Here is a 20,455-nt window from a genome sequence, read left to right on the forward strand (position 1 = left end):
TTAGGGGTTTATTAATGGGCGAGCGCGCACCATATATAGTGGGTGGTGGCACTTTCGCACCCCAGATCAAGGCGAAACAGTGTTTGACGGAAGGCGGAGACTCGCTCTAGCGTCCATCTCCTGAGCGGCGGGCATTCCCGATCGGCCGAAGGCCGGGAGAGGAGCCCCGTTCTTCCAAATACTGCGGTCCTTATCCCGGGACGGCGCGCGGCGCCGTACCCGCAGTCCCGTCACGCCGCAGCCTCATCGCGGCTGCCACATTCACTTGCTAGACTGCTCGTCCCGTGCGGGGGCCGAGCCGAAGGAGCACCGGTCATGCGCGTCGAACGCCGCTACACGCAAGAGGGTCGTTCCCCCTACGCGGACATCCCGTTCCGCGAGACCGTGAGCGAGATCAGGAATCCCGACGGATCGGTGGTGTTCCGCCAGGAGGGCATCGAGGTGCCCGCGCAGTTCTCGCAGGTGGCCTCCGACATCCTCGCCCAGAAGTATTTCCGCAAGGCCGGCGTGCCCGCGCGCCTCAAGAAGGTGGAGGAGAATTCCGTTCCCTCCTTCCTCTGGCGCCAGGTGCCCGACGAGGCGGCGCTTGCCGCGCTGCCGGAGAAGGAGCGCCTCGTCGGCGAGACCTCCGCCAAGCAGGTCTTCGACCGGCTCGCCGGCACCTGGACCTACTGGGGCTGGAAGGGCGGCTATTTCGACACCGAGGCCGACGCCCAGGCCTTCTATGACGAGCACCGCTACATGCTCGCCATGCAGATGGCCGCGCCCAACTCGCCGCAGTGGTTCAACACCGGCCTGCACTGGGCCTATGGCATCGACGGGCCGGGCCAGGGCCACTTCTACGTGGACTACAAGACCGGCGAGCTTCAGGCCTCCACCTCGGCCTATGAGCATCCGCAGCCGCACGCCTGCTTCATCCAGTCGGTGGGCGACGACCTCGTGAACGAGGGCGGCATCATGGACCTGTGGGTGCGCGAGGCGCGCCTGTTCAAGTACGGCTCCGGCACCGGCTCCAACTTCTCGGCGCTGCGCGGCGAGGGCGAGAAGCTCTCCGGCGGCGGGCGCTCGTCCGGCCTCATGAGCTTCCTGAAGATCGGCGACCGCGCGGCGGGCGCCATCAAGTCCGGCGGCACCACCCGCCGGGCCGCCAAGATGGTGGTGGTGGACGCCGACCATCCGGACATCGAGAACTATGTCGACTGGAAGGTGATCGAGGAGCAGAAGGTCTCCGCCCTCGTCACCGGCTCCAAGCTCAACGCCAAGCACCTCAAGGCCATCATGAAGGCCTGCGTGAACTGCGAGGGGGAGGGCGACGCCTGCTTCGATCCGGAGAAGAACCCGGCGCTGAAGCGCGAGATCAAGGCCGCCCGCAAGGTGGCTATCGCCGATGCCGCCATCCGCCGCGTGATCCAGTATGCCCGCCAGGGCTACAAGGACATCGACGTTTCCATCTACGACACCGACTGGGATGGCGAGGCCTACATCACGGTCGCCGGCCAGAACTCCAACAATTCCGTGCGCGTCACCGACGACTTCCTGCGCGCGGTGGAGGCGGACGCGGACTGGAACCTGATCCGCCGCACCGACGGCAAGCTGGCGAAGACCGTCAAGGCGCGCGACCTGTGGGAGAAGATCGGCTCGGCCGCCTGGCACTGCGCCGACCCCGGCATCCAGTTCCACACCACCGTGAACGACTGGCACACCTGCCCGGCGGGCGGCGAGATCCGGGCCTCCAACCCGTGCTCGGAATACATGTTCCTGGACGACACGGCCTGCAACCTCGCCTCGCTGAACCTTCTCCAGTTCAGGGACGCGAACAAGCAGTTCGACGTGGCGAGCTACGAGCACGCGGTGCGCCTTTGGACCGTGGTGCTGGAAATCTCGGTGCTGATGGCGCAGTTCCCCTCGCGCCGCATCGCCGAACTGTCCTACGAATACCGCACCCTCGGCCTCGGCTACGCGAACATCGGCGGCCTGCTGATGTCGTCCGGCATTGCCTACGACTCGCCTGAGGGCCGCGCCATCTGCGGCGCGCTCTCGGCTATCATGACCGGCGTGTGCTACGCCACCTCCGCCGAGATGGCGAAGGAGCTGGGGCCGTTCCCGGCCCACGGCGCCAATGCCGAGACCATGCTGCGCGTGATCCGCAACCACCGCCGCGCCGCCCACGGCCTCGCCGACGGCTACGAGGCGCTGTCCGTCGCGCCGGTGCCGCTCGATCACGCCTCCTGCCCGGATGCGCGCCTGATCGCCGCCGCCACCGCGGCGTGGGACAAGGCGCTGGCGCTCGGCGAGGCGCACGGCTACCGCAATGCCCAGGTCTCGGTGATCGCCCCCACCGGCACCATCGGCCTGGTGATGGACTGCGACACCACCGGCATCGAGCCCGACTTCGCGCTGGTGAAGTTCAAGAAGCTGGCCGGCGGCGGCTACTTCAAGATCATCAACCGCGCCGTGCCCGAGGCGCTGCGCGCGCTCGGCTACGGCGAGGCGGAGATCGCCGAGATCGAGGCCTATGCGGTGGGCCACGGCTCGCTCGCCCAGGCGCCCGGCATCAACCATTCGACCCTGCGCGCCAAGGGCTTCGACGATGCGGCGATCCAGAAGGCCGAGGCTGCGGTGAAGACCGCCTTCGACATCAAGTTCGCCTTCAACCGCTGGACCTTCGGCGAGGAATTCCTGGCCTCGGCGCTCAAGGTGCCGGCGGAGGAGCTGGCGAACCCGAAGTTCGACCTGCTCGCCTTCCTCGGCTTCTCCAAGGCCGAGATCGAGGCCGCGAACGTCCACATCTGCGGCGCTATGACCCTCGAGGGCGCCCCGCACCTGAAGCGCGAGCATCTGCCGGTGTTCGACTGCGCCTCGCCGTGCGGGCGCATCGGCAAGCGCTATCTCTCGGTGGAAAGCCACATCCACATGATGGCGGCGGCGCAGCCCTTCATCTCGGGCGCCATCTCCAAGACCATCAACATGCCCAACGAGGCGAGCGTCGACGACTGCAAGCAGGCCTACCTGCTCTCCTGGCGCCTGGCGCTGAAGGCCAACGCGCTCTACCGCGACGGCTCGAAGCTCTCCCAGCCGCTCAACGCCCAGCTGGTGGCGGACGACGAGGAGGAGGACGACCAGGTCGAGGCGCTGGTCGCCCAGCCCAACGCGGCGCGCGCCGCCGCCGTCACCGAGAAGATCGTCGAGCGGGTGGTGGAGCGCATCGTCGAGCACCGCGTGCGCGAGCGCGAGAAGATGCCCGACCGCCGCAAGGGCTACACCCAGAAGGCGGTGGTGGGCGGCCACAAGGTCTACCTGCGCACCGGCGAGTACGATGACGGCCGCCTCGGCGAGATCTTCATCGACATGCACAAGGAGGGCGCGGCGCTCCGCTCGCTGCTCAATAACTTCGCCATCGCCATCTCGCTGGGCCTCCAGTACGGCGTGCCGCTGGAGGAGTATGTGGACGCCTTCACCTTCACCCGCTTCGAGCCGGCGGGCCCGGTGCAGGGCAACGACACCATCAAGTACGCCACCTCCATGCTCGACTACGTGTTCCGCGAGCTGGCGGTGAGCTATCTCGGCCGCAGCGATCTCGGCCATGTGGACCTGACCGAGACCGGCTTCGACGCCCTCGGCAAGGGCGTTGACGAGGGCAAGGCGCCCGCCAACCCGGCGGCGCGCGTGGTCTCCAAGGGCCTGGTGCGCGGCAAGACCGTGAGCCTGCTGGCCGCCGGCCCGCAGGGCGGCGAGCCGCGCGGGGCGGGCGACAACGTCACGGTCCTGCGCGCCTGGACCGACGGGGCGACGGCGCTGAAGGGCGAGACCGCCGAGCTGGTGCAGCCCGCTCCCGAGCCGGAGGAGATCGAGGCGGCGGTGGAGAGCCTGATGGAGAAGTCTCTCCCCTGGTCCGCCTCCGCCCGCAAGGCCGAGGCGAGGGCGGAAGCCCGCGCCAAGGGCTATGAGGGCGAGGCCTGCCCTGAGTGCATGAACTTCACCTTGGTGAGGAACGGGACGTGCCTGAAGTGCGATACGTGCGGCGGGACGACCGGCTGTAGCTGAGACCCTTGACAACCCATCTCTGATGGGTTGTCTTTGTGCGAACAAATGAAGAACATTTTGGAGTGGTCCGATATGTCTTGTTCTGAACGGCGTTCGGCCGCAGCAAAGCATCGGCAGGCTGTTGCCATTGAGCAGAGAATTATCGATCGCCTCAATAACATCTGGCATTCTGGCACTTTGAGTTCTCGGCTCCTTTGCGTTGGCGGTCTCCATCGTCGACGTGAATGGATCAGAGATGTTGCGTCGAAATGGGCAGAAAAAGCCGCCTGGGAATGAAGTGTGAACGACCTCATGGATCGTATGGACGATAAAGAAAAAGAATTGCATGAGCAGATGGAGGTCGCGCGCCGCATCATGGCGCGGCGACGTCGCGCGCTCCAGATGCTGGCGCAAGCTGGCGGTGGATCAGGCTGACATCCGCACGTCGGGCCTGGAGCAAGGCCGAACCCTCTCCCGCTTGCGGGGGAGGGCAGGGAGGGGGAAGACCTCTCAACCATGCCCCCCGCTGGGAACGTCGTCGCCGCCTTGCCCCCTCCCCAACCCTCCCCCGCGAGCGGGAGAGGGAGCGCGGCCGGCTCTCGCTTTATGCGGACCCGCCTGCAATCCTAGGTCCTTGCGCTTCCCCGCCCGGCGCGGGCATCCTCCGCCGCGACCGCTCGGAGCAAAAGCCCCCCATGCTCACCCTCTATTCCTATCCCTCCCTCTTCGGCGTTGCCGACAACAACGGCTACGGGCTGAAGGTCTATGCCTTCCTGAAGCTCGCCGGCGTGCCCTTCATCCACGAGCACCTGTTCGACGCCTCCCAGGCCCCGCGCGCCCAGCTGCCTTTTGCCACCGACGACGGCGAGACCATCGGCGACAGCGAGGCCATCATCGCCCATGTGAAGCGCAAGTATGGCGTGACGCTGGACGACGGCCTTACCCCCGCCCAGCGCGACACGGCGCTCTTCGTCCTGCGGCTGCTCGATGATCTTTATTGGGTCATGTCCTATTCGCGCTGGAAGGACGAGGCCTTCTGGCCGCTGTTCGCCGCGGCGCTCAAGCGCGAGCATCCGCGCCTCACGGATGATGATCTCCTCGCCGCCAAGGAGTTCAACGCCAAGCGCTACCACTACCAGGGCATCGGCCGCTACGATCCGCCGGGCGCCTATGCGCGCGGCCTGAAGGATCTCGGCGTGCTGGCGAACCTCATGCCGGCGGAGGGCTTCGTGTTCGGCCCCACGCCCACCAGCCTGGACGCCGCCATCTACGGCTTCATCGCCAACATCTTCTTCTACAACATCCCGACGCCCCTGAAGGCGTTCGTGGACGCGCACGAGAACCTCGTCCGCCATTGCCGCGCCATCCACGCCGCCGTCTCGCTCTGACCCCTCAATCCCCTGTGATCATCACCTCCGGCACCGCGTTCGGGTCGTCGATGTCCATGCCGTCCTCGTCGGCGAGGTCGACGCCGGTCAGGCAGACGTCACCGTCGTCGATGATCAGCGGGATCGCCGTCAGCGCCTTGCCCTGGCAGGGGCCGATGAAGCAGTGGCCGGTGTCGAGGTCGAACTGCGCGTTATGCTTGCCGCAGGTGAGGAAGTTGCCCTCCTCGTCCAGGAACTCGCCCGGAAAGCCGCTGTCGAGCCGCGAGCCCTCGTGCGGGCAGGCATTCTCGAAGCCGTAGAAATTGTTGCCCTTGCGGGTGACGAGGATGGGCCAGCGCACGATGCCGCCGGCTTCGTCGCGCTTCGCCAGCACGAAGCCGCGCGCGCTGCCGTCGTCCACCTCCCAGGTGGAGCAGATGGCGAAGAGTTCGGTCATGGCGCATGCCCTTTCCGGCAGGGGCGCGGCCGCCGGCACGGCGGGCCGCCCTGCCAAGGGCATCAGGCAATATGCGCGCCAGCGGCGTCGTTGCATGCCTCGGCGGCGCTTTCGGCGCGTCGGCGCGTGCCCGGTGTCGTGATCGCGACAGCGGGTCCGGCGGGCGCCGTCAGGCGCCCTTGAAGACGGGCGCGCGCTTCTCGAAGAAGGCCTTCTGCCCCTCGGCGAAGTCCTCCGAGGTGAAGAGCAGTCCCTGGCCGTCCGCCTCCGCGCGCAAGGCGGCGTCGAGCGAGGCCGGATGGCGCGCCAGCATGGATTTCGCCAGGCCGAAGGCGCGCGTCGGGCCGCTGGCGATCTCCTGCGCCCGCGCCAGCGCCACCTCCAGCGCCGCGCCGGCCGGGCAGGCGATGTCGGCAAGGCCCGCCTGCGCCGCTTCCGTTCCGGAGAGGGATTGGCCCAGGAACACCATGCGCCGGGTCGGCGCCGGACCCATGCGCCAGGGCAGGGTCCAGAGCGCCCCCATGTCCGGCATCAGGCCGATGCGGCCGAAGGCGCTGACGAACTGCGCGGTCTCGGCGGCGACGACGATGTCGCACGCCGCCGCGAGCCCGAGGCCGGCGCCCGCAGCGTGGCCTTCCACCGCCGCCACCACCACCTTCGGCCCGCCCACCAGCAGGCGCGTGATGCGCTGCAGCCGCTCCACCCGGTCGCGGCTGGCGATGCCCTCGCCCGGCTTCATGATGGAGATGTCGCCGCCGGCGCAGAAGCTGCCGCCCGCCCCGGTGACGACGATGGCGCGCACGCCGGCATCCTCCATGCCTTCGGCGAGGCGGTCGTGCAGCGCCCCGCGCAGGCCGAGGGAGAGCGCGTTACGGCGCTTCGGCTCGTTGAGGGTGAGCAGGAGCACGGCGCCGCGCCGCTCGGCGAGCACCAGCGCGTTGGCCGGCTCCTCGGTGGTCGTCCCGGTCGTCGTCATAGGCGCACCACGGCCTTTCCCAGCTGCTGGCGGGCGGCGATGCGGCCGAGAATCCCGGGCACCGCGCCGAGGCCGTCCACGATGGTGAGCGGCCCGTCGAGGGCCCCGGCGGCGATCGCCGACAGAACCCGTTCCGCTGATTTAGCAAGCACTTGCGGCTTCTGCCAGCGATAATAGCCGAGCACCATGCCGAGCACGGCGCGGTTCTTCACCAGCAGCCGGTTCGCCGCGAAGCTCGGCACCGCGCCGCCGGCGAAGCCGATCACCACGTAGCGCCCGTCCCAGTCCAGGAGGTTCGCCGCGCCGTCCGCGAAGACGCCGCCCACGGGATCGACGATCACGTCCGCGTCGCGCCCGTCGTTCAGCGCCTGGAACCGCTCGCGGAACGCTTCGCCATAGGTGAGGGCCGCATGGGCGCCGGCGGTCATGGCCACCGCGTTGCGCTCCTCGGAGCTGGTGGCGGCGATGACGCGGGCGCCCATGTGCCGGGCGAACTGGACCGCGCAGATGCCGACCCCGCCGGCCGCCCCGCCCACCAGCACGCTCTCGCCCGGCTCAAGGCGCGCGCGCTCCACGAGCGCGAGGTCGGCGGTGAGAGCGACCGAGAGCAGCCCCGCCGTGCGCACCGGGTCGCAGCCCTCGGGCAAGGCGAAGGTCTCGCTCACGCTCGCGGCGACGAAGGGGGCATGGCCGCCGTCATAGACCAGCGCCGCCACGCTCTGGCCGAGCGTGAAGCCGGCGGTGTCCGGGCCGAGGGCGGCGATGCGTCCCGCCACCTCCATGCCGGGGGAGAAGGGCACCTCGTGCTTGTTCTGGTGCGCGTTGCGCGCCATCAGCACGTCCACATAGGAGATGCCCGCCGCCTCCACCGCGATCAGCACCTGCCCCTTCTTCGGCACCGGCACAGGGGCCGGGGCGACAGCAAGTCCCGAGGGCTCGCCGTGGGCCGCGCAGACCAGAGCGTCCATGGTGTCGGGCGTGCTCATGGGGCAGCCTTTCCGGCGGCGGGGACGATGACGGCGTCGAGCGCCACCGCGCCCTTGCCTTCGGGAAACACGAGGAAGGGGTTCACGTCGATGCTCTCGATCCGGTCCGCATTGGCGGCTGCGAAGCGCGAGAGCGCGACCAGAGCCGCGGCGAGCGCCCCGGTGTCGGCGGGCGGGGCGCCGCGCGCCCCGGCGAGCACCTTGGCGCCGCGGATCTCGCCGATCATGGCGCGCGCCTCCTTGAGGCCGAACGGCGCGCGGCGCAGGGCGACGTCGCCCATGACCTCCACCAGCACGCCGCCGAGGCCGAACATCACCATGGGGCCGAACACCGGGTCCACGGTGACGCCGAGGATGGTCTCGACGCCGCCCTTCGGCATCATGGGGGCGATGAGCACGCCGTCGATGCGCGCTTCGGGCGCGGCGGCGCGGGCGCGCGCCAGCACCGCCGCGGCCGCCTCCTTCACCGCCTCGGGCGTGCCGAGATTGAGGGCGACGCCGCCGATGTCCGACTTGTGGAGGATGTCGGCGGAAAGGATCTTCACCACCACCGGAAAGCCGATCTCTTCGGCCGCGCGGGCGGCCTCGTCCGGCGTCTTGGCGACGCGCACGTCCGGCGCCGGCAGGCCGGCGGCCTTCAGGAGATCGAGCGCCTCGTGCTCGTTGAGCGCCCGCGCCGGGATGTCGGCCGGCGCGCCGGGCGCCTCAAGGGGGGAGGGGGCGTCCGCGAGGCGGGCGGAGAGGCGGGCCATGCGGGCGGCGGTGGCCACTGCCGTGTCGGGCGCGGTGAAGACGAGGCAGCCGGCCGCCTCGTAGGCCCGCTGCACCGCCGGCGGGGTGGCGCCTGAGATGGCGATATAAGCGTCCGGATGGCGCGCGCGCACGGTCTCCCAGACCTTCTGGATGCGGAAGCCGTTCTCCTCCTTGTGGCCGGCGCCGGCATTGAAGCCGACGATGGAGCCGAACGGATGCTCGGCCAGCACCACCTCCACCATCTGCTCGAAGCCGGCGAGGTCGCCCAGCATCTGCCCGGTCACGTCCACCGGGTTGCGGGCGCCGGCGAAGGGCACGATCTGCCGGATGCGGTCCTGGGCGGCGGCGCTGAGCGGGACGGTGTCGAGCCCGCCGGTCTCCGCCTCGTCGGCCATCATCACGCCGACGCCGCCGGAGACGGTGACGAGGGCGATGGCGTTGTTCTTCGGCGCCTTGCCGAAGGCGAAGGCGTAGCCGAGGTCGAACCACTCGGCGATGCTGGAGGCGCGATAGGCGCCGCACTGGGCGATCACCGCGTCGTAGACCGCGTCGGCGCCGGCGAGCGAGGCGGTGTGCGAGGCGGCGGCCTCGGCGCCGACCGCCGTGCGGCCCACCTTCAGCACCACCACCGGCTTGCCGGCGGCGCGGGCCATCTCCAGCGCCTGGACCAGGCGGGCGCCGTTGCGGGCGCCTTCCATGTAGACCAGGATCACGCGGGTGGCGTCGTCCTGCGCGAGGTAGGCGATGCCGTCCGCGACCTCGATGTCGGCCTCGTTTCCGGTGGTGATCCACTTGGTGAAGGACAGGCCCCGGTCCTGGGCGAGGTTCGCCACGTAGCCGCCGAAGGCGCCGGACTGGCTGACGAGGCCCACCGCCCCGCCCGGGGCGAAGCGGGGCTTGAAGAACGGGCAGAAGCTGGCCACCAGGCCGGCATCGATATTGGCGACGCCGAGGGCGTTGGGGCCGATGATGCGCAGGCCGCGGGCGCGGGCGCGCTCGGCGAGCTGCTGCTGGGCGGCGCGGCCCTCCTCGCTCACCTCGGCGAAGCCGGAGGAGAACACCACCGCCGCCTTCGCGCCCTTGTCGGCGCAGGCGTCGAGCGCCGCCAGGACTCCCGGTGCCGGGATGGCGATCACGGCGAGGTCGATGGCGGAGGGGATGGCGGCGATGTCCGGCACCGCCTTGTAGCCGAACACCTCCTCCGCCTTGGGATTGACCGGGAACACATCGCCCGGAAACGCGTATTCCCGCAGCATGGCGACCGGGACCGCGCCGATCTTGCCCGGCACCGTGGAGGCGCCGACGATGGCGACCGAGCGCGGCTCCAGCAGCGGCTTCAGCGAGGAGGTGTCGATCATCGGTGCCGGCTGCGGCACGGAAACGGGCTCGGCCGGCGCGGCGGCTCGCGGAAGGGACATGCCTCGACCTCGGGCGTTGTGAAATATGGCGTTTCGGTTTCTCGGGCGGGCGCCCGATCATTCTTGTTGGGACGCCGGCGGGCAAGATGCCGGACGGGTCGCATGGGTATTTAATACATTTGAATTAAAATCGCTGTCAAGGCGGCCGCGATGGGTCCGAGGCGGCCCGGGCGGCGTGAGGACATGGATAGGACACCGGGACGCGCGCCGGGACCGGCTCAAATCCCGCGCTTGTCAGTCCAGGTCGCCCGCCGCGCGGCGCCTCAGCCCCCGTTCGGAGCCTGGGCGGGGGTGAAGCGGGCGACGAGATCGAACAGGTCGCCGCGGAAGGTCTGGCGCACGAGGGTGATGTTCTCGTCGCCGCGCCAGGTGCGGCGCACGAGTTCGAGGCAGGCGCTGCCGTCGGGGATGTCGAGCAGCTTCGCCATCTCCGGCACCGCGTTCACCGCCGCGATCTTGTGCTCGGCGGCGGTCCAGGGCACGTGGCCCACCAGCCAGGAGCCGGGGGCCTGCCGCGCGAAGTCCACCGCCTCCGCTTCCGGCACGGCGGAGAGATTGACGAGCCGGTGCTCGAGCGCGAACGGGCGGCTGCCGGCCATGTGGCGGCACTCGATCTCCAGCACCCGGCCGCGCGGGGAGAGCGCCCATTCCGCCGGCGCCGACCGGGCGGCGGCGCGTCGCTCCAGGCGCAGGAGCTCGTAGCGATAGGCCTCGCCGCGGGCCGTCACCTCGGCCTCGATGTCGGGAATCGTGAGGATCGCCGACTGGATGCGCGGGGCGGCGACGAACGAGCCGGCGCGCCGGCGCCGCTCGATCAGGCCGGCGGCGGCCAGCTCGGACACCACCTTGTTCACGGTCATGCGGGCGCAGCCGTATTGCGTCATCAGCTCGTGCTCGTAGGGGATGCGGTGGCCCGGCCCCCATTCGCCGGAGAGGATCTTGGCCTCGATGTCGGCGCGGATGCGCCGGTTGAGGGTGAGGGCGCTCTTGCCCTCGCCCTCGCCTTCCGCCACGCCGTCGATGTCCGCAGCCTCGCTCACGCCAGCAGTTTCTCCATGGTGCGGGCAAAGGCGCCGCGGATCGCATCGCGCTCGTGGTGGACGCCGTTGGTCACACATTTGCGCCCGGCGCGCCAGACGCCGTCAACCGCGCCGCCGCGCGCCGCGAAGATGAGGCCGTCGAGCAGCGCGTCCCCCGCGCGGGCCGCGAGCGCCGGGTGGGCGGCGTCGAGGGTGACGAGATCCGCCGGCGCGCCGGCCGAGAGGCCGGCCGCCGGGGCGGCGAGCGCCTGCGCGCCGCCCGCGAGCGCGCCCGCGAACAAAGCGCGTCCGGTGGAGCCGCCGGCGCCAGCGGCGAGCACGTTGCGGGCGCGGTGGATGAGGCGCTGGCCGTATTCGAGCGTGCGCAGCTCTTCCGCCGCGTCCACCAGCACGTTGGAATCGGTGCCGACGCCGAAGCGCCCGCCTTGGGCCAGGAAGTCCGGCGCCGGAAACAGGCCGTCGCCGAGATTGGCCTCGGTGATGGGGCACAGCCCCGCCACGGCGCCGCTGGCGGCAAGGCGCGCCGTCTCGGCGGCGGTCATGTGGGTGGCGTGGATCAGGCACCAGCCTTGGTCCACGGGCGCGATGTCGAGCAGATGCTCCACCGGGCGGGCGCCGCAGAAGGCGAGGCAGTCCTCCACCTCCTTCATTTGCTCGGCCACATGGATGTGGACCGGCCCGCCTTGCGCCAGCGGGAGGAGGGCGGCGATCTCCTCGGCGGTGGCGGCCCTGAGGCTGTGGGGGGCGATGCCGACGACACCACCCTCCAGCGGCGCCACCGCGCGGCGGGCGGATTCCAGGAGCGCGGCGAAGCCGCCGAGGCCGTTGACGAAGCGCCGCTGGCCCGGCCCGGGCGGCAGGCCGCCGAAGCCGGAATGGGCATAGAACACCGGCAGCAGCGTCAGCGCGATGCCGGTGCGCGCGGCGGCGGCGGCGATGCGGTGGGAGAGCTCTCCCCGGTCGGCATAGGCCGCGCCGTCCGGGGCGTGATGGAGATAGTGGAACTCGCCGACGCGGGTGAAGCCCGCCTCCAGCATCTCCATGAAGGCGAGGGCGGCCACCGCCTCCACGTCGTCCGGCTCCATGCGGTCGACGAAGCGGTACATGGCCTCGCGCCAGGTCCAGAAGCTGTCGGCTCCGGGGCCGCGCACCTCGGCGCGGCCCGCCATGGCGCGCTGGAAGGCATGGCTGTGCAGGTTCGGCAGGCCGGGCAGGAGCGGGCCGTGCCGCTCGTCCCCGGCCTGGGGATCGGCGTTCGCCTCGACGGTGGCGATGGCCCCGCCCTCCAGGCGCAGCCGCACCCGCTCGGCCCAGCCGCCGGGCAGCAGGGCGCAGGAGAACCACAGGCTGCGGGAAGAGGCGGACGGCATCGATGCTCGGGCTCACGCGGGGCTGGACAAGCGCGAAGGCGCGCATTTATGTATATACATTATTGGCGGCGTCGCCAATCCGATTCAGAACGCGGCTGCATGTGAACCGGCTGCGGTGCCTTGCGCGACCTAGAACCCTCCTCCGCAAGCGGGAGAGGGAGCCCGGCAGCGTCAGGTTCAAGAGGCTCCGACGTCGCTTGCGGCTCGAACGGGAGGCTAGGCGTGATGCCCAAAGGGCCGGCGATCCGCTGCGATCGCATCTGGCGCAAGGCCCGCCTCGCCACGATGGCGGGCGGCCGCTCCGACCTCGGCATGGTGGAGGACGGCCTCGTCGCCGCCCGCGACGGCCGCATCCTCTATGCCGGCCCGGCGGGCGAGGCACCCGATCTCGACGCGCCCCAGGTCGAAGACTGCGAGGGCCGCTGGATCACCCCGGGCCTCATCGATTGCCACACCCATCTCGTCTTCGGCGGCGACCGGGCGGACGAGTTCGAGAAGCGCCTCGCCGGCGTGCCCTACGAGGAGATCGCGCGCGCCGGCGGCGGCATCGTCTCCACCATGCGCGCCACCCGCGCGGCGTCGGAGGCGGACCTCGTCGCCAGCGCCCTGCCGCGGCTCGACGCGCTGATCGCCGAGGGCGTCACCACCATCGAGATCAAGTCCGGCTACGGCCTGGAGCTGGACGCCGAACTGCGCCAGCTTCGCGCCGCCCGCGCGCTCGCCAAGGCGCGGCCCATCACCGTCACCACCACCTTCCTCGGCGCCCACGCGCTGCCTCCGGAGGCCGCCGGCGACAAGGACGCCTATATCGGCCGCCTGGTGGGCGAGATGCTGCCCGCCATCGCCCGCGAGGGACTGGCGGACGCGGTGGACGCCTTCTGCGAGGGCATCGCCTTCTCGCCCGAGCAGGTGGCGCGGGTGTTCACGGCGGCAAAGGCCCTCGGCCTGCCGGTGAAGCTGCATGCCGACCAGCTCTCGAACCTTCACGGCGCCGCGCTCGCCGCCCGCTTCGGCGCGCTCTCGGCCGATCACCTGGAGCACACCGACGCGGCCGGCGTCGCCGCCATGGCGCAGGCCGGCACGGCCGCGGTGCTGCTGCCCGGCGCCTACTACTTCATCCGCGAGACCAAGGCGCCGCCGGTGGACCTCTTCCGCGCCGCCGGCGTGCCCATGGCGCTCGCCACCGACTGCAATCCCGGCACCTCGCCGCTGACCTCGCTGCTCATGACCATGAACATGGGCGCGACCCTGTTCCGCCTCACCGTCGCCGAATGCCTCGCCGGGGTCACGCGCGAGGCCGCGCGGGCGCTCGGCATGCTGGACCGCACCGGCACGCTGGAGGCCGGCAAGGCCTGCGACCTCGCCATCTGGGACGTGGAGCGGCCGGCGGAGCTGGTCTACCGCATGGGGCTGAACCCGCTCCACGCGCGCATATGGAGCGGCCGATGAGCCTTGTCCTGACGCCCGGCGCGGTGCCGCTCTCGGCGTGGCGAGCCATCCATTCCGGCGCCGCCTTCGCGCTCGATCCCGCCTGCGCGGACACGGTGGCGGCCGGGGCGCGGGCGGTGGCCGCCATCGTCGCCGAAGGGGCGCCGGTCTACGGCATCAATACCGGCTTCGGCAAGCTCGCCAGCGTGCGCATCGCCGCCGCCGACCTCGCGCGCCTCCAGCGCAACATCGTGCTCTCCCACGCCGCCGGCGTCGGCGAGGCCATGCCGGCCGACACCGTGCGCCTGATGCTGGCGCTGAAGATGGCGAGCCTCGCCCAGGGGGCGTCGGGCATCCGGCCGGAAACGCTCGCCTTCATGGGCGCGATGGTCGCGCGCGGGCTGATCCCGGTGGTGCCGGCGCAGGGCTCCGTGGGCGCTTCCGGCGACCTCGCGCCGCTGGCGCACATGGCGGCGGCCATGATCGGCGTGGGCGAATTCCTGGTGGAAGGCGCACGCGTGCCGGCGGCCGAGGCGCTGGCGCGCGCCGGGCTCGCGCCGCTGGAGCTCGGCCCCAAGGAGGGCCTGGCGCTCCTCAACGGCACGCAATTCTCCACCGCCTGCGCGCTCGCCGGCCTGTTCGCGACCGAGACCGCCTTCCGCGCGGCGCTGGTGACGGGCGCGCTCGCGACCGACGCCGCGCGCGGCTCGGACGCGCCGTTCGATCCGCGCATCCATGCCTTGCGCCGCCATCGCGGACAGGTCGAGACCGCGCAGGCGCTGCTCGCGCTCATGGCGGGCTCGGCGATCCGCGCCTCGCACCTCGTCGGCGACGAGCGGGTGCAGGACCCCTATTGCCTGCGCTGCCAGCCGCAGGTGATGGGCGCCGCGCTCGACCTGCTGCGCCAGGCGGCCGGGACGCTGGAGATCGAGGCCAACGGCGTCTCCGACAATCCGCTGATCTTCGCCGAGACCGGCGAGGCGCTCTCGGGCGGCAACTTCCACGCCGAGCCGGTGGCGTTCGCCGCCGACCAGATCGCGCTCGCCCTGTGCGAGATCGGCTCGCTCGCCGAGCGGCGCATCGCCATGCTGGTGGACCCGGCGCTGTCCGGGCTGCCGGCGTTCCTGACCCCGAGCCCGGGGCTGAATTCCGGCTTCATGATCCCGCAGGTGACGGCGGCGGCCCTGGTCTCGGAGAACAAGCAGCGGGCCTATCCGGCGAGCGTCGATTCCATCCCCACCTCCGCCAACCAGGAGGATCACGTCTCCATGGCGGCCCACGGCGCGCGGCGCCTTTCGCCCATGGCGCAGAACGTGGTGTCGGTGGTCGCCATCGAGCTTCTGGCCGCCGCCCAGGGCTGCGACTTCCATTCGGGCCTCGCCTCCAGCCCGTGCCTCGAGAAGGTGCGCGCGCTTCTGCGCGCCGCCGTGCCGACGCTGGGCGAGGACCGCTATTTCCATCCCGACATCGCGGCCGCCGCCGGCCTCGTCCGCTCCGGCGCGCTCGCCGATGCGGCGGGGGCGGATGCGCTGCCCTTCATCTGCGGAGACTGACGTGACCCCCCATCCCGACTGGATCAGCGTGACGCGCGGCACCGCCCCCCTGGTGGTGAGCCTGCCGCACACCGGCACCGACATTCCCGATGAATTCCTGCCCGACCTCGTGTCGCTCGAGCGCGCCATCAAGGATGCGGACTGGTGGATCCACCTGCTCTACGACTTCGCCGCCGGCCTCGGCGCCACCGTGGTGCGCACGTCGATCTCGCGCACCGTGATCGACGTCAACCGCGACCCCTCCGGCGTCTCGCTCTATCCCGGTCAGCAGACCACGGAGCTGTGCCCCACCACCACCTTCGACGGCGAGCCGCTGTACCTGGAAGGCCGCGCCCCCGACGCCGCCGCCATCGCCGCCCGCAAGGCGGCCTATTTCGAGCCCTACCATCGCGTGCTCGCGGCCGAGATCGCGGCGGCGAAGGCGCGCCACGGCGTGATCGCGCTCTATGACTGCCACTCCATCCGCTCGGTGATCCCGCGCCTGTTCGAGGGCACGCTGCCGGAGTTCAACATCGGCACCAACAAGGGGGCGAGCTGCGACCCCGAGCTTGAGGCCACCGTGCGTGACATCTGCGCCGGCACCGGGCGGCCTTATGTGCTGAACGGGCGCTTCACCGGCGGCTACATCACCCGCCAGTACGGACGCCCCGCCGAGGGCGTGCACGCGGTGCAGATGGAGCTCGCCTGCCGCGCCTACATGAGCGAGCCGCTCGGCTTCGTCGCCGACGACGCCTGGCCGACGCCCTACGACCCGGCCTATGCCGCGCCGGTGCGCGCGAGCCTCACCCAGATCCTCGAAGCCTGCCTCGCCTTCGCGCGGGCGCGGGCCTGACCCTCATCGCAGCAGGAACTTCCCTCCATGACCCGCATCGACAATGAGCGCCGCATCCGCGCCCCGCGCGGGGCCGACCTCTCCGCAAAGAGCTGGCTCACCGAGGCGCCGCTGCGCATGCTCATGAACAATCTCGACGCCGAGGTGGCCGAGAAGCCGGGCGAGCTGGTGGTCTATGGCGGCATCGGCCGCGCCGCCCGCGACTGGGAGAGCTTCGACCGCATCGCCTCGGCCCTGAAGCGCCTGGAGGCCGACGAGACGCTGCTGGTGCAGTCCGGCAAGCCGGTGGGCGTGTTCCGCACCCATGCCGACGCGCCGCGGGTGCTGATCGCCAACTCCAACCTCGTGCCCCACTGGGCCAACTGGGACCACTTCAACGCCCTCGATAAGAAGGGCCTGATGATGTACGGCCAGATGACGGCCGGCTCCTGGATCTATATCGGCACCCAGGGCATCGTGCAGGGCACCTACGAGACCTTCGTGGAGATGGGCCGGCGCCATTATGGCGGCGACCTCTCCGGCCGCTGGATCCTCACCGCCGGACTCGGCGGCATGGGCGGCGCGCAGCCGCTGGCGGCGGTGATGGCGGGCGCCAGCTGCCTCGCCGTCGAGTGCCAGCCGAGCCGCATCGAGATGCGGCTGAAGACCGGCTACGTGGACGTGCTGGCGAGCGACCTCGACGCGGCGCTGGCGCTGATCGAAAAATCCTGCGCCGACAAGAAGCCGCTCTCCGTCGCGCTGCTGGGCAACGCCGCCGAGGTGCTGCCGGAGCTGGTGCGGCGCGGCATCCGGCCGGACGCCGTCACCGATCAGACCTCCGCCCACGATCCCGTCAACGGCTACCTGCCGAAGGGCTGGACGCTGGCGCAGTGGGAGCAGAAGCGCGCCGCCGATCCCAAGGCGGTGGAGAAGGCCGCCCGCGCCTCCATGGCGACCCACGTGCGCGCCATGCTCGACTTCTGGAAGCAAAGCGTGCCGGTGGTGGACTACGGCAACAACATCCGCCAGATGGCGCTGGAGGAGGGGGTGGCGGACGCCTTCTCCTTCCCCGGCTTCGTGCCGGCCTATATCCGCCCGCTGTTCTGCCGCGGCATCGGCCCGTTCCGCTGGGCCGCGCTCTCCGGCGATCCGCAGGACATCTACCGCACCGACGCCAAGGTGAAGGAGCTGCTGCCGGACAACCGCCACCTGCACCACTGGCTCGACATGGCGCGCGAGCGCATCCGCTTCCAGGGCCTGCCGGCGCGCATCTGCTGGGTGGGGCTCGGCGACCGCCACCGGCTCGGCCTCGCCTTCAACGAGATGGTGGCGAAGGGCGAGTTGAAGGCGCCGGTGGTGATCGGCCGCGACCATCTGGATTCCGGCTCGGTCGCCTCGCCCAACCGCGAGACCGAGGCCATGCGCGACGGCTCGGACGCGGTGTCCGACTGGCCGCTGCTCAACGCGCTGCTCAACTGCGCCTCCGGCGCCACCTGGGTGTCGCTGCACCACGGCGGCGGCGTGGGCATGGGCTTCAGCCAGCATGCCGGCATGGTGATCGTCGCCGACGGCACGCCCGAGGCGGCGCGGCGCCTGGAGCGGGTGCTGTGGAACGACCCCGCCACCGGCGTCATGCGCCACGCGGACGCGGGCTACGAGGAGGCGCTCGCCTGCGCCCGCGAGCGGCAGCTCGACCTTCCCGGCATCCTGGGCTGAGGGCGGTGGCGGACGCCCTGCGCATCATCCGCGCCGCCGACTGCCGGCGCATGCCGTGGAAGAACGGCGGCGGAGTGACGGTGGAGATCGCCTGCTTCCCCGAGGGCGCGGGGCTCGGCGATTTCGGCTGGCGCGTGAGCTCGGCGGTGGTGGCGGGGGCCGGGCCGTTCTCGCTGTTTCCGGGCGTGGAGCGCACGCTGTGCGTGCTCGCCGGCGCGGGCCTGGTTCTCGACTTCGCCGACGGCGCCGAGGTGCGCCTTGACGGAGCGTCGGCGCCCTACGCCTTCCCGGCCGATGTCCAGGTGGCGGGGGCGCCGCTCGGCGGGCCGGTGACCGACCTCAACATCATGACCCGCCGCGGGCGCTTCGCCCACAAGGTGCGGCGGTGGGAGGGGACGGGGGCGGCGCGCCTTGAGGCCGGCGAGGGTGCGTTCGCGCTGGCCTTCGTGGCGGCGGGAACGGCAGACGTGCGGCTCGAAGGGGCGGGCGACGGCATCCCGCTCGGCGCGGGCGATGCGGCGCTGGTGTCGGATGCCGCGGCGATGCTCGTCCCGTCCGGGGAAGCCTGCCGCCTCCATGTGGTGGAGATCGTCCCGGCCTGATCCGGGGGCGATCCCGTGCTTCCAATTCCTTTTCTCAGCACCGTCATGCTCCGGCTTGACCGGAGCATCCACGCGGGTTCCCGGCGTTGCGCCCCGCCGCACGATGGTCCCTCCGGTCAAGCCGGAGGGCGACGGCGGGGAAAGAGGCGACGGCAGGGAGGGGGGCGACGGTGGTGAAAGGGGACACGGCGGGGAAGGGGCACCGGCAGCGCGGCAGGCCGCCGGAAAACGTCCGCCGCATCCGCCCAAACCACCATCATGCTCCGGCTTGACCGGAGCATCCATCCTTTCCGCTGGCTACGCGGCCCAGGCCATGGGCCCTCCGGTCAAGCCGGAGGGCGACGGCGGGAAAGGGGCAACGGCAGGGAGAGGGGCGACGGTGGTGAAAGGGGAGACGGCAGGGAGAGGGGCGACGGCGGTGATAGGGGAGACGGCGGGGAAGGGGCGCTGGCAGCGATGGGGCGACTGCGTATGGCGTGGGCGCCGCCGCAGCAGCCCCTCCGGCCTCACGCCAGCTTCGCCACCAGCGCCCGGGCCTTCTCCTTCACGTCGTCCGGCAGCGAGTGGCGCCGCGCGTAGGGGCGCTTCTTGCAGGTGGCGTCGATGGTGAGCTTCGCCGTGGCACCGTTGCGGTTGGAGGGATCGAGGATCGCCCCCATGCCGTTGCGGATCAGCTCCATGTCCTCGTTGGCCTGGAAGCGGGTGCACACCGCCCACATCACCTGCTCCTCGTCATAGACGTCGATGTCGTCGTCCACCACGATCGCGAGCTTGAGCGAGAGGTTGTCGCCGAAGGCGGCGGCGGCGATGTTGGCGGCCTCGCCGGGCGCGGGGTTCTTCACCGCGATGTAGGTGTGCAGCAGGCAGGTGCCGGACTTCGGATAGCTCACCGCCGTCACGTTCGGATAGTGCACGCGCAGCGACTTCAATTGCCGCGCCTCCTGGGAGACGCCGAGCAGCAGCGTGTGCTCGTCCGAGATGCCGGCGACGATGTTCTGATAGAAGGCGTCGCGCCGGTGCAGGATGCCCGTCACCTCCACCGCGTTGCGGGTGGAGCGCTCCGACGCATAGCCGGTGAACTCGCCGAACGGGCCCTCGTCCTCGTCCGCGTCCAGCAGCAGCTTGCCCTCGATGGCCACTTCCGCGAAGGCGGGGATCTCGATCGGGCCGGTGACGCCTTCCACCACCTTCAGCGGCTCGCCGAGGAAGCCGCCGGCCATCTCGTATTCGTCGGCGCTGATCGGCCCCTTCCAGAGGCCGGCGCCGAAGGTGATGAGCGGGTGGCAGCCCACCACCACCACCACCGGCATCTCCTTCAGGCCCATGGCGGAGGCCTTGCGGGCGAGGTTCCACAGATGCCGGCGCGAGTGCAGCGAGGTGCCGAAGCGGGTCTTGCCGTTCATCTGCATGCGGTGGAACGAGGCGTTGCGCACCCCGGTCTCGGGGTCCTTGGCGATGAACATGGCGTTGGTGATGTAGGGCCCGCCGTCCTCGCGGAAATGGCGCATGATCGGCAGGTACGACAGGTCGACGTCGTCACCCTTCAGCACCACGTCGAGGATCGGCCCGCTCTTCACCACCTCGGGCTTGATGGGGGAGGCGTCCACCGCCGACCAGGCCTGGATGAGGTCCGGCTCGGCCACGCCCAGCGCCGCGGCGAAGCGGCTGCGGTGGCCGAACACGTTCATCAGCACCGGGAAGCGCGAGCCCTTCACGTTCTCGAAGATGAGGATGGGGCTGCCGCGCTTCTCGAACTCGAAGGCGATGGCGGTGGTGTCGTAGTCGAGGTCCACCTCGTCCTTGACGCGCAGCATCTGGTCCGGGTGAGCGGCCTCGAACGCGGCGAGGAAGCTGCGCAGGTCCTGGCGGGAGAGGGTCTGGGCGTCCATGGGGTCGGCTCTCTTGTTGCGGCGTCGCGCGCCGACATGGAATTTCGACGGATGGCCCGGGCCATC

At 70.9% G+C, this 20,455-nt stretch carries 15 protein-coding genes; 8 read left to right on the plus strand and 7 right to left on the minus strand.

Translation table 11 applies throughout. The annotated features are described in order from the left end of the window. Positions 1 to 315: 315 nt before the first annotated feature. The 3 genes from V5F67_RS11240 to V5F67_RS11250 all read left to right on the plus strand — a co-directional run bounded on the left by V5F67_RS11240 (position 316) and on the right by V5F67_RS11250 (position 5,411). The gene (locus tag V5F67_RS11240) at positions 316 to 4,044 is read left to right on the plus strand and encodes a vitamin B12-dependent ribonucleotide reductase (RefSeq protein WP_394017749.1); all 3,729 of its coding nucleotides are present in this window, start codon (positions 316 to 318) and stop codon (positions 4,042 to 4,044) included. A 279-nt stretch (positions 4,045 to 4,323) separates the two neighbouring features. After that, positions 4,324 to 4,458 (plus strand): hypothetical protein, encoded by a 135-nt coding sequence (locus V5F67_RS11245; RefSeq protein WP_394017748.1) that lies wholly within the window; start codon positions 4,324 to 4,326, stop codon positions 4,456 to 4,458. A gap of 260 nt (positions 4,459 to 4,718) precedes the next feature. Continuing rightward, a complete protein-coding gene (locus V5F67_RS11250) occupies positions 4,719 to 5,411 on the plus strand; it encodes a glutathione S-transferase C-terminal domain-containing protein (protein ID WP_394017747.1) in 693 nt (230 codons plus the stop codon). 4 nt (positions 5,412 to 5,415) lie between these two features. Here V5F67_RS11250 and V5F67_RS11255 read toward each other — a convergent pair whose 3' ends face one another. The 6 genes from V5F67_RS11255 to V5F67_RS11280 all read right to left on the minus strand — a co-directional run bounded on the left by V5F67_RS11255 (position 5,416) and on the right by V5F67_RS11280 (position 12,390). Continuing rightward, complete coding sequence (locus V5F67_RS11255; protein WP_394017746.1) at positions 5,416 to 5,847, minus strand: Rieske (2Fe-2S) protein; 432 nt, start codon at positions 5,845 to 5,847, stop codon at positions 5,416 to 5,418. Between the two features lie 169 nt (positions 5,848 to 6,016). Further along, the gene (locus tag V5F67_RS11260) at positions 6,017 to 6,823 is read right to left on the minus strand and encodes an enoyl-CoA hydratase/isomerase family protein (RefSeq protein ID WP_394017745.1); all 807 of its coding nucleotides are present in this window, start codon (positions 6,821 to 6,823) and stop codon (positions 6,017 to 6,019) included. Next, complete coding sequence (locus V5F67_RS11265; RefSeq protein ID WP_394017744.1) at positions 6,820 to 7,809, minus strand: NADPH:quinone oxidoreductase family protein; 990 nt, start codon at positions 7,807 to 7,809, stop codon at positions 6,820 to 6,822. The genes V5F67_RS11260 and V5F67_RS11265 overlap by 4 nt, the downstream gene beginning before the upstream one ends. Continuing rightward, entirely contained in the window at positions 7,806 to 9,980 is a 2,175-nt protein-coding gene (locus tag V5F67_RS11270) for an acetate--CoA ligase family protein (protein ID WP_394017743.1), read from the minus strand. Before V5F67_RS11270 ends, V5F67_RS11265 begins: the two co-directional genes overlap by 4 nt. Positions 9,981 to 10,243: 263 nt before the next feature. Further along, positions 10,244 to 10,993: a histidine utilization transcriptional repressor HutC gene (gene hutC / locus V5F67_RS11275; protein WP_394017828.1), complete on the minus strand. Its 750-nt coding sequence runs from the start codon at positions 10,991 to 10,993 to the stop codon at positions 10,244 to 10,246. Positions 10,994 to 11,016: 23 nt separating this feature from the next. Next, positions 11,017 to 12,390 carry a formimidoylglutamate deiminase gene (locus V5F67_RS11280; RefSeq protein WP_394017742.1) on the minus strand — a complete coding sequence of 458 codons (1,374 nt, stop codon included), beginning with the start codon at positions 12,388 to 12,390 and terminating at the stop codon, positions 11,017 to 11,019. Between the two features lie 225 nt (positions 12,391 to 12,615). Here V5F67_RS11280 and hutI point away from each other — a divergent pair, with 225 nt between their 5' ends. Genes hutI through V5F67_RS11305 form a run of 5 tightly spaced genes read left to right on the plus strand, consistent with a single transcriptional unit; the run spans position 12,616 to position 18,500 of the window. Continuing rightward, positions 12,616 to 13,839, plus strand: a complete 1,224-nt coding sequence (hutI, locus tag V5F67_RS11285; RefSeq protein WP_394017827.1) for an imidazolonepropionase — start codon at positions 12,616 to 12,618, stop codon at positions 13,837 to 13,839. Then, positions 13,836 to 15,371: a histidine ammonia-lyase gene (gene hutH, locus V5F67_RS11290; protein WP_394017741.1), complete on the plus strand. Its 1,536-nt coding sequence runs from the start codon at positions 13,836 to 13,838 to the stop codon at positions 15,369 to 15,371. Before hutI ends, hutH begins: the two co-directional genes overlap by 4 nt. Beyond that, positions 15,343 to 16,203, plus strand: coding sequence for an N-formylglutamate deformylase (gene hutG / locus V5F67_RS11295; protein ID WP_394017740.1), 861 nt, complete (start codon positions 15,343 to 15,345; stop codon positions 16,201 to 16,203). Before hutH ends, hutG begins: the two co-directional genes overlap by 29 nt. A gap of 27 nt (positions 16,204 to 16,230) precedes the next feature. Further along, positions 16,231 to 17,898 (plus strand): urocanate hydratase, encoded by a 1,668-nt coding sequence (hutU, locus tag V5F67_RS11300; protein ID WP_394017739.1) that lies wholly within the window; start codon positions 16,231 to 16,233, stop codon positions 17,896 to 17,898. Between the two features lie 17 nt (positions 17,899 to 17,915). Further along, positions 17,916 to 18,500 (plus strand): HutD/Ves family protein, encoded by a 585-nt coding sequence (locus V5F67_RS11305; protein WP_394017826.1) that lies wholly within the window; start codon positions 17,916 to 17,918, stop codon positions 18,498 to 18,500. A gap of 506 nt (positions 18,501 to 19,006) precedes the next feature. Here V5F67_RS11305 and V5F67_RS11310 read toward each other — a convergent pair. Continuing rightward, positions 19,007 to 20,389: a UbiD family decarboxylase gene (locus tag V5F67_RS11310; protein WP_394017738.1), complete on the minus strand. Its 1,383-nt coding sequence runs from the start codon at positions 20,387 to 20,389 to the stop codon at positions 19,007 to 19,009. Positions 20,390 to 20,455: the final 66 nt, after the last annotated feature.

This window comes from Xanthobacter pseudotagetidis (genome assembly GCF_043194795.2).
GTDB lineage: Bacteria > Pseudomonadota > Alphaproteobacteria > Rhizobiales > Xanthobacteraceae > Xanthobacter > Xanthobacter tagetidis_A.

What these genes read in the sequence shown, in the direction of transcription:
- V5F67_RS11240 (WP_394017749.1), top strand. Translation starts at nt 316, where the DNA reads ATGCGCGTCGAACGCCGCTACACGCAAGAGGGTCGTTCCCCCTACGCG.
- V5F67_RS11250 (WP_394017747.1), top strand. Translation starts at nt 4,719, where the DNA reads ATGCTCACCCTCTATTCCTATCCCTCCCTCTTCGGCGTTGCCGACAAC.
- V5F67_RS11255 (WP_394017746.1), bottom strand. Translation starts at nt 5,847, where the DNA reads ATGACCGAACTCTTCGCCATCTGCTCCACCTGGGAGGTGGACGACGGC.
- V5F67_RS11260 (WP_394017745.1), bottom strand. Translation starts at nt 6,823, where the DNA reads ATGACGACGACCGGGACGACCACCGAGGAGCCGGCCAACGCGCTGGTG.
- V5F67_RS11265 (WP_394017744.1), bottom strand. Translation starts at nt 7,809, where the DNA reads ATGAGCACGCCCGACACCATGGACGCTCTGGTCTGCGCGGCCCACGGC.
- V5F67_RS11270 (WP_394017743.1), bottom strand. Translation starts at nt 9,980, where the DNA reads ATGTCCCTTCCGCGAGCCGCCGCGCCGGCCGAGCCCGTTTCCGTGCCG.
- V5F67_RS11280 (WP_394017742.1), bottom strand. Translation starts at nt 12,390, where the DNA reads ATGCCGTCCGCCTCTTCCCGCAGCCTGTGGTTCTCCTGCGCCCTGCTG.
- hutI (WP_394017827.1), top strand. Translation starts at nt 12,616, where the DNA reads ATGCCCAAAGGGCCGGCGATCCGCTGCGATCGCATCTGGCGCAAGGCC.
- hutH (WP_394017741.1), top strand. Translation starts at nt 13,836, where the DNA reads ATGAGCCTTGTCCTGACGCCCGGCGCGGTGCCGCTCTCGGCGTGGCGA.
- hutG (WP_394017740.1), top strand. Translation starts at nt 15,343, where the DNA reads ATGCGCTGCCCTTCATCTGCGGAGACTGACGTGACCCCCCATCCCGAC.
- hutU (WP_394017739.1), top strand. Translation starts at nt 16,231, where the DNA reads ATGACCCGCATCGACAATGAGCGCCGCATCCGCGCCCCGCGCGGGGCC.
- V5F67_RS11310 (WP_394017738.1), bottom strand. Translation starts at nt 20,389, where the DNA reads ATGGACGCCCAGACCCTCTCCCGCCAGGACCTGCGCAGCTTCCTCGCC.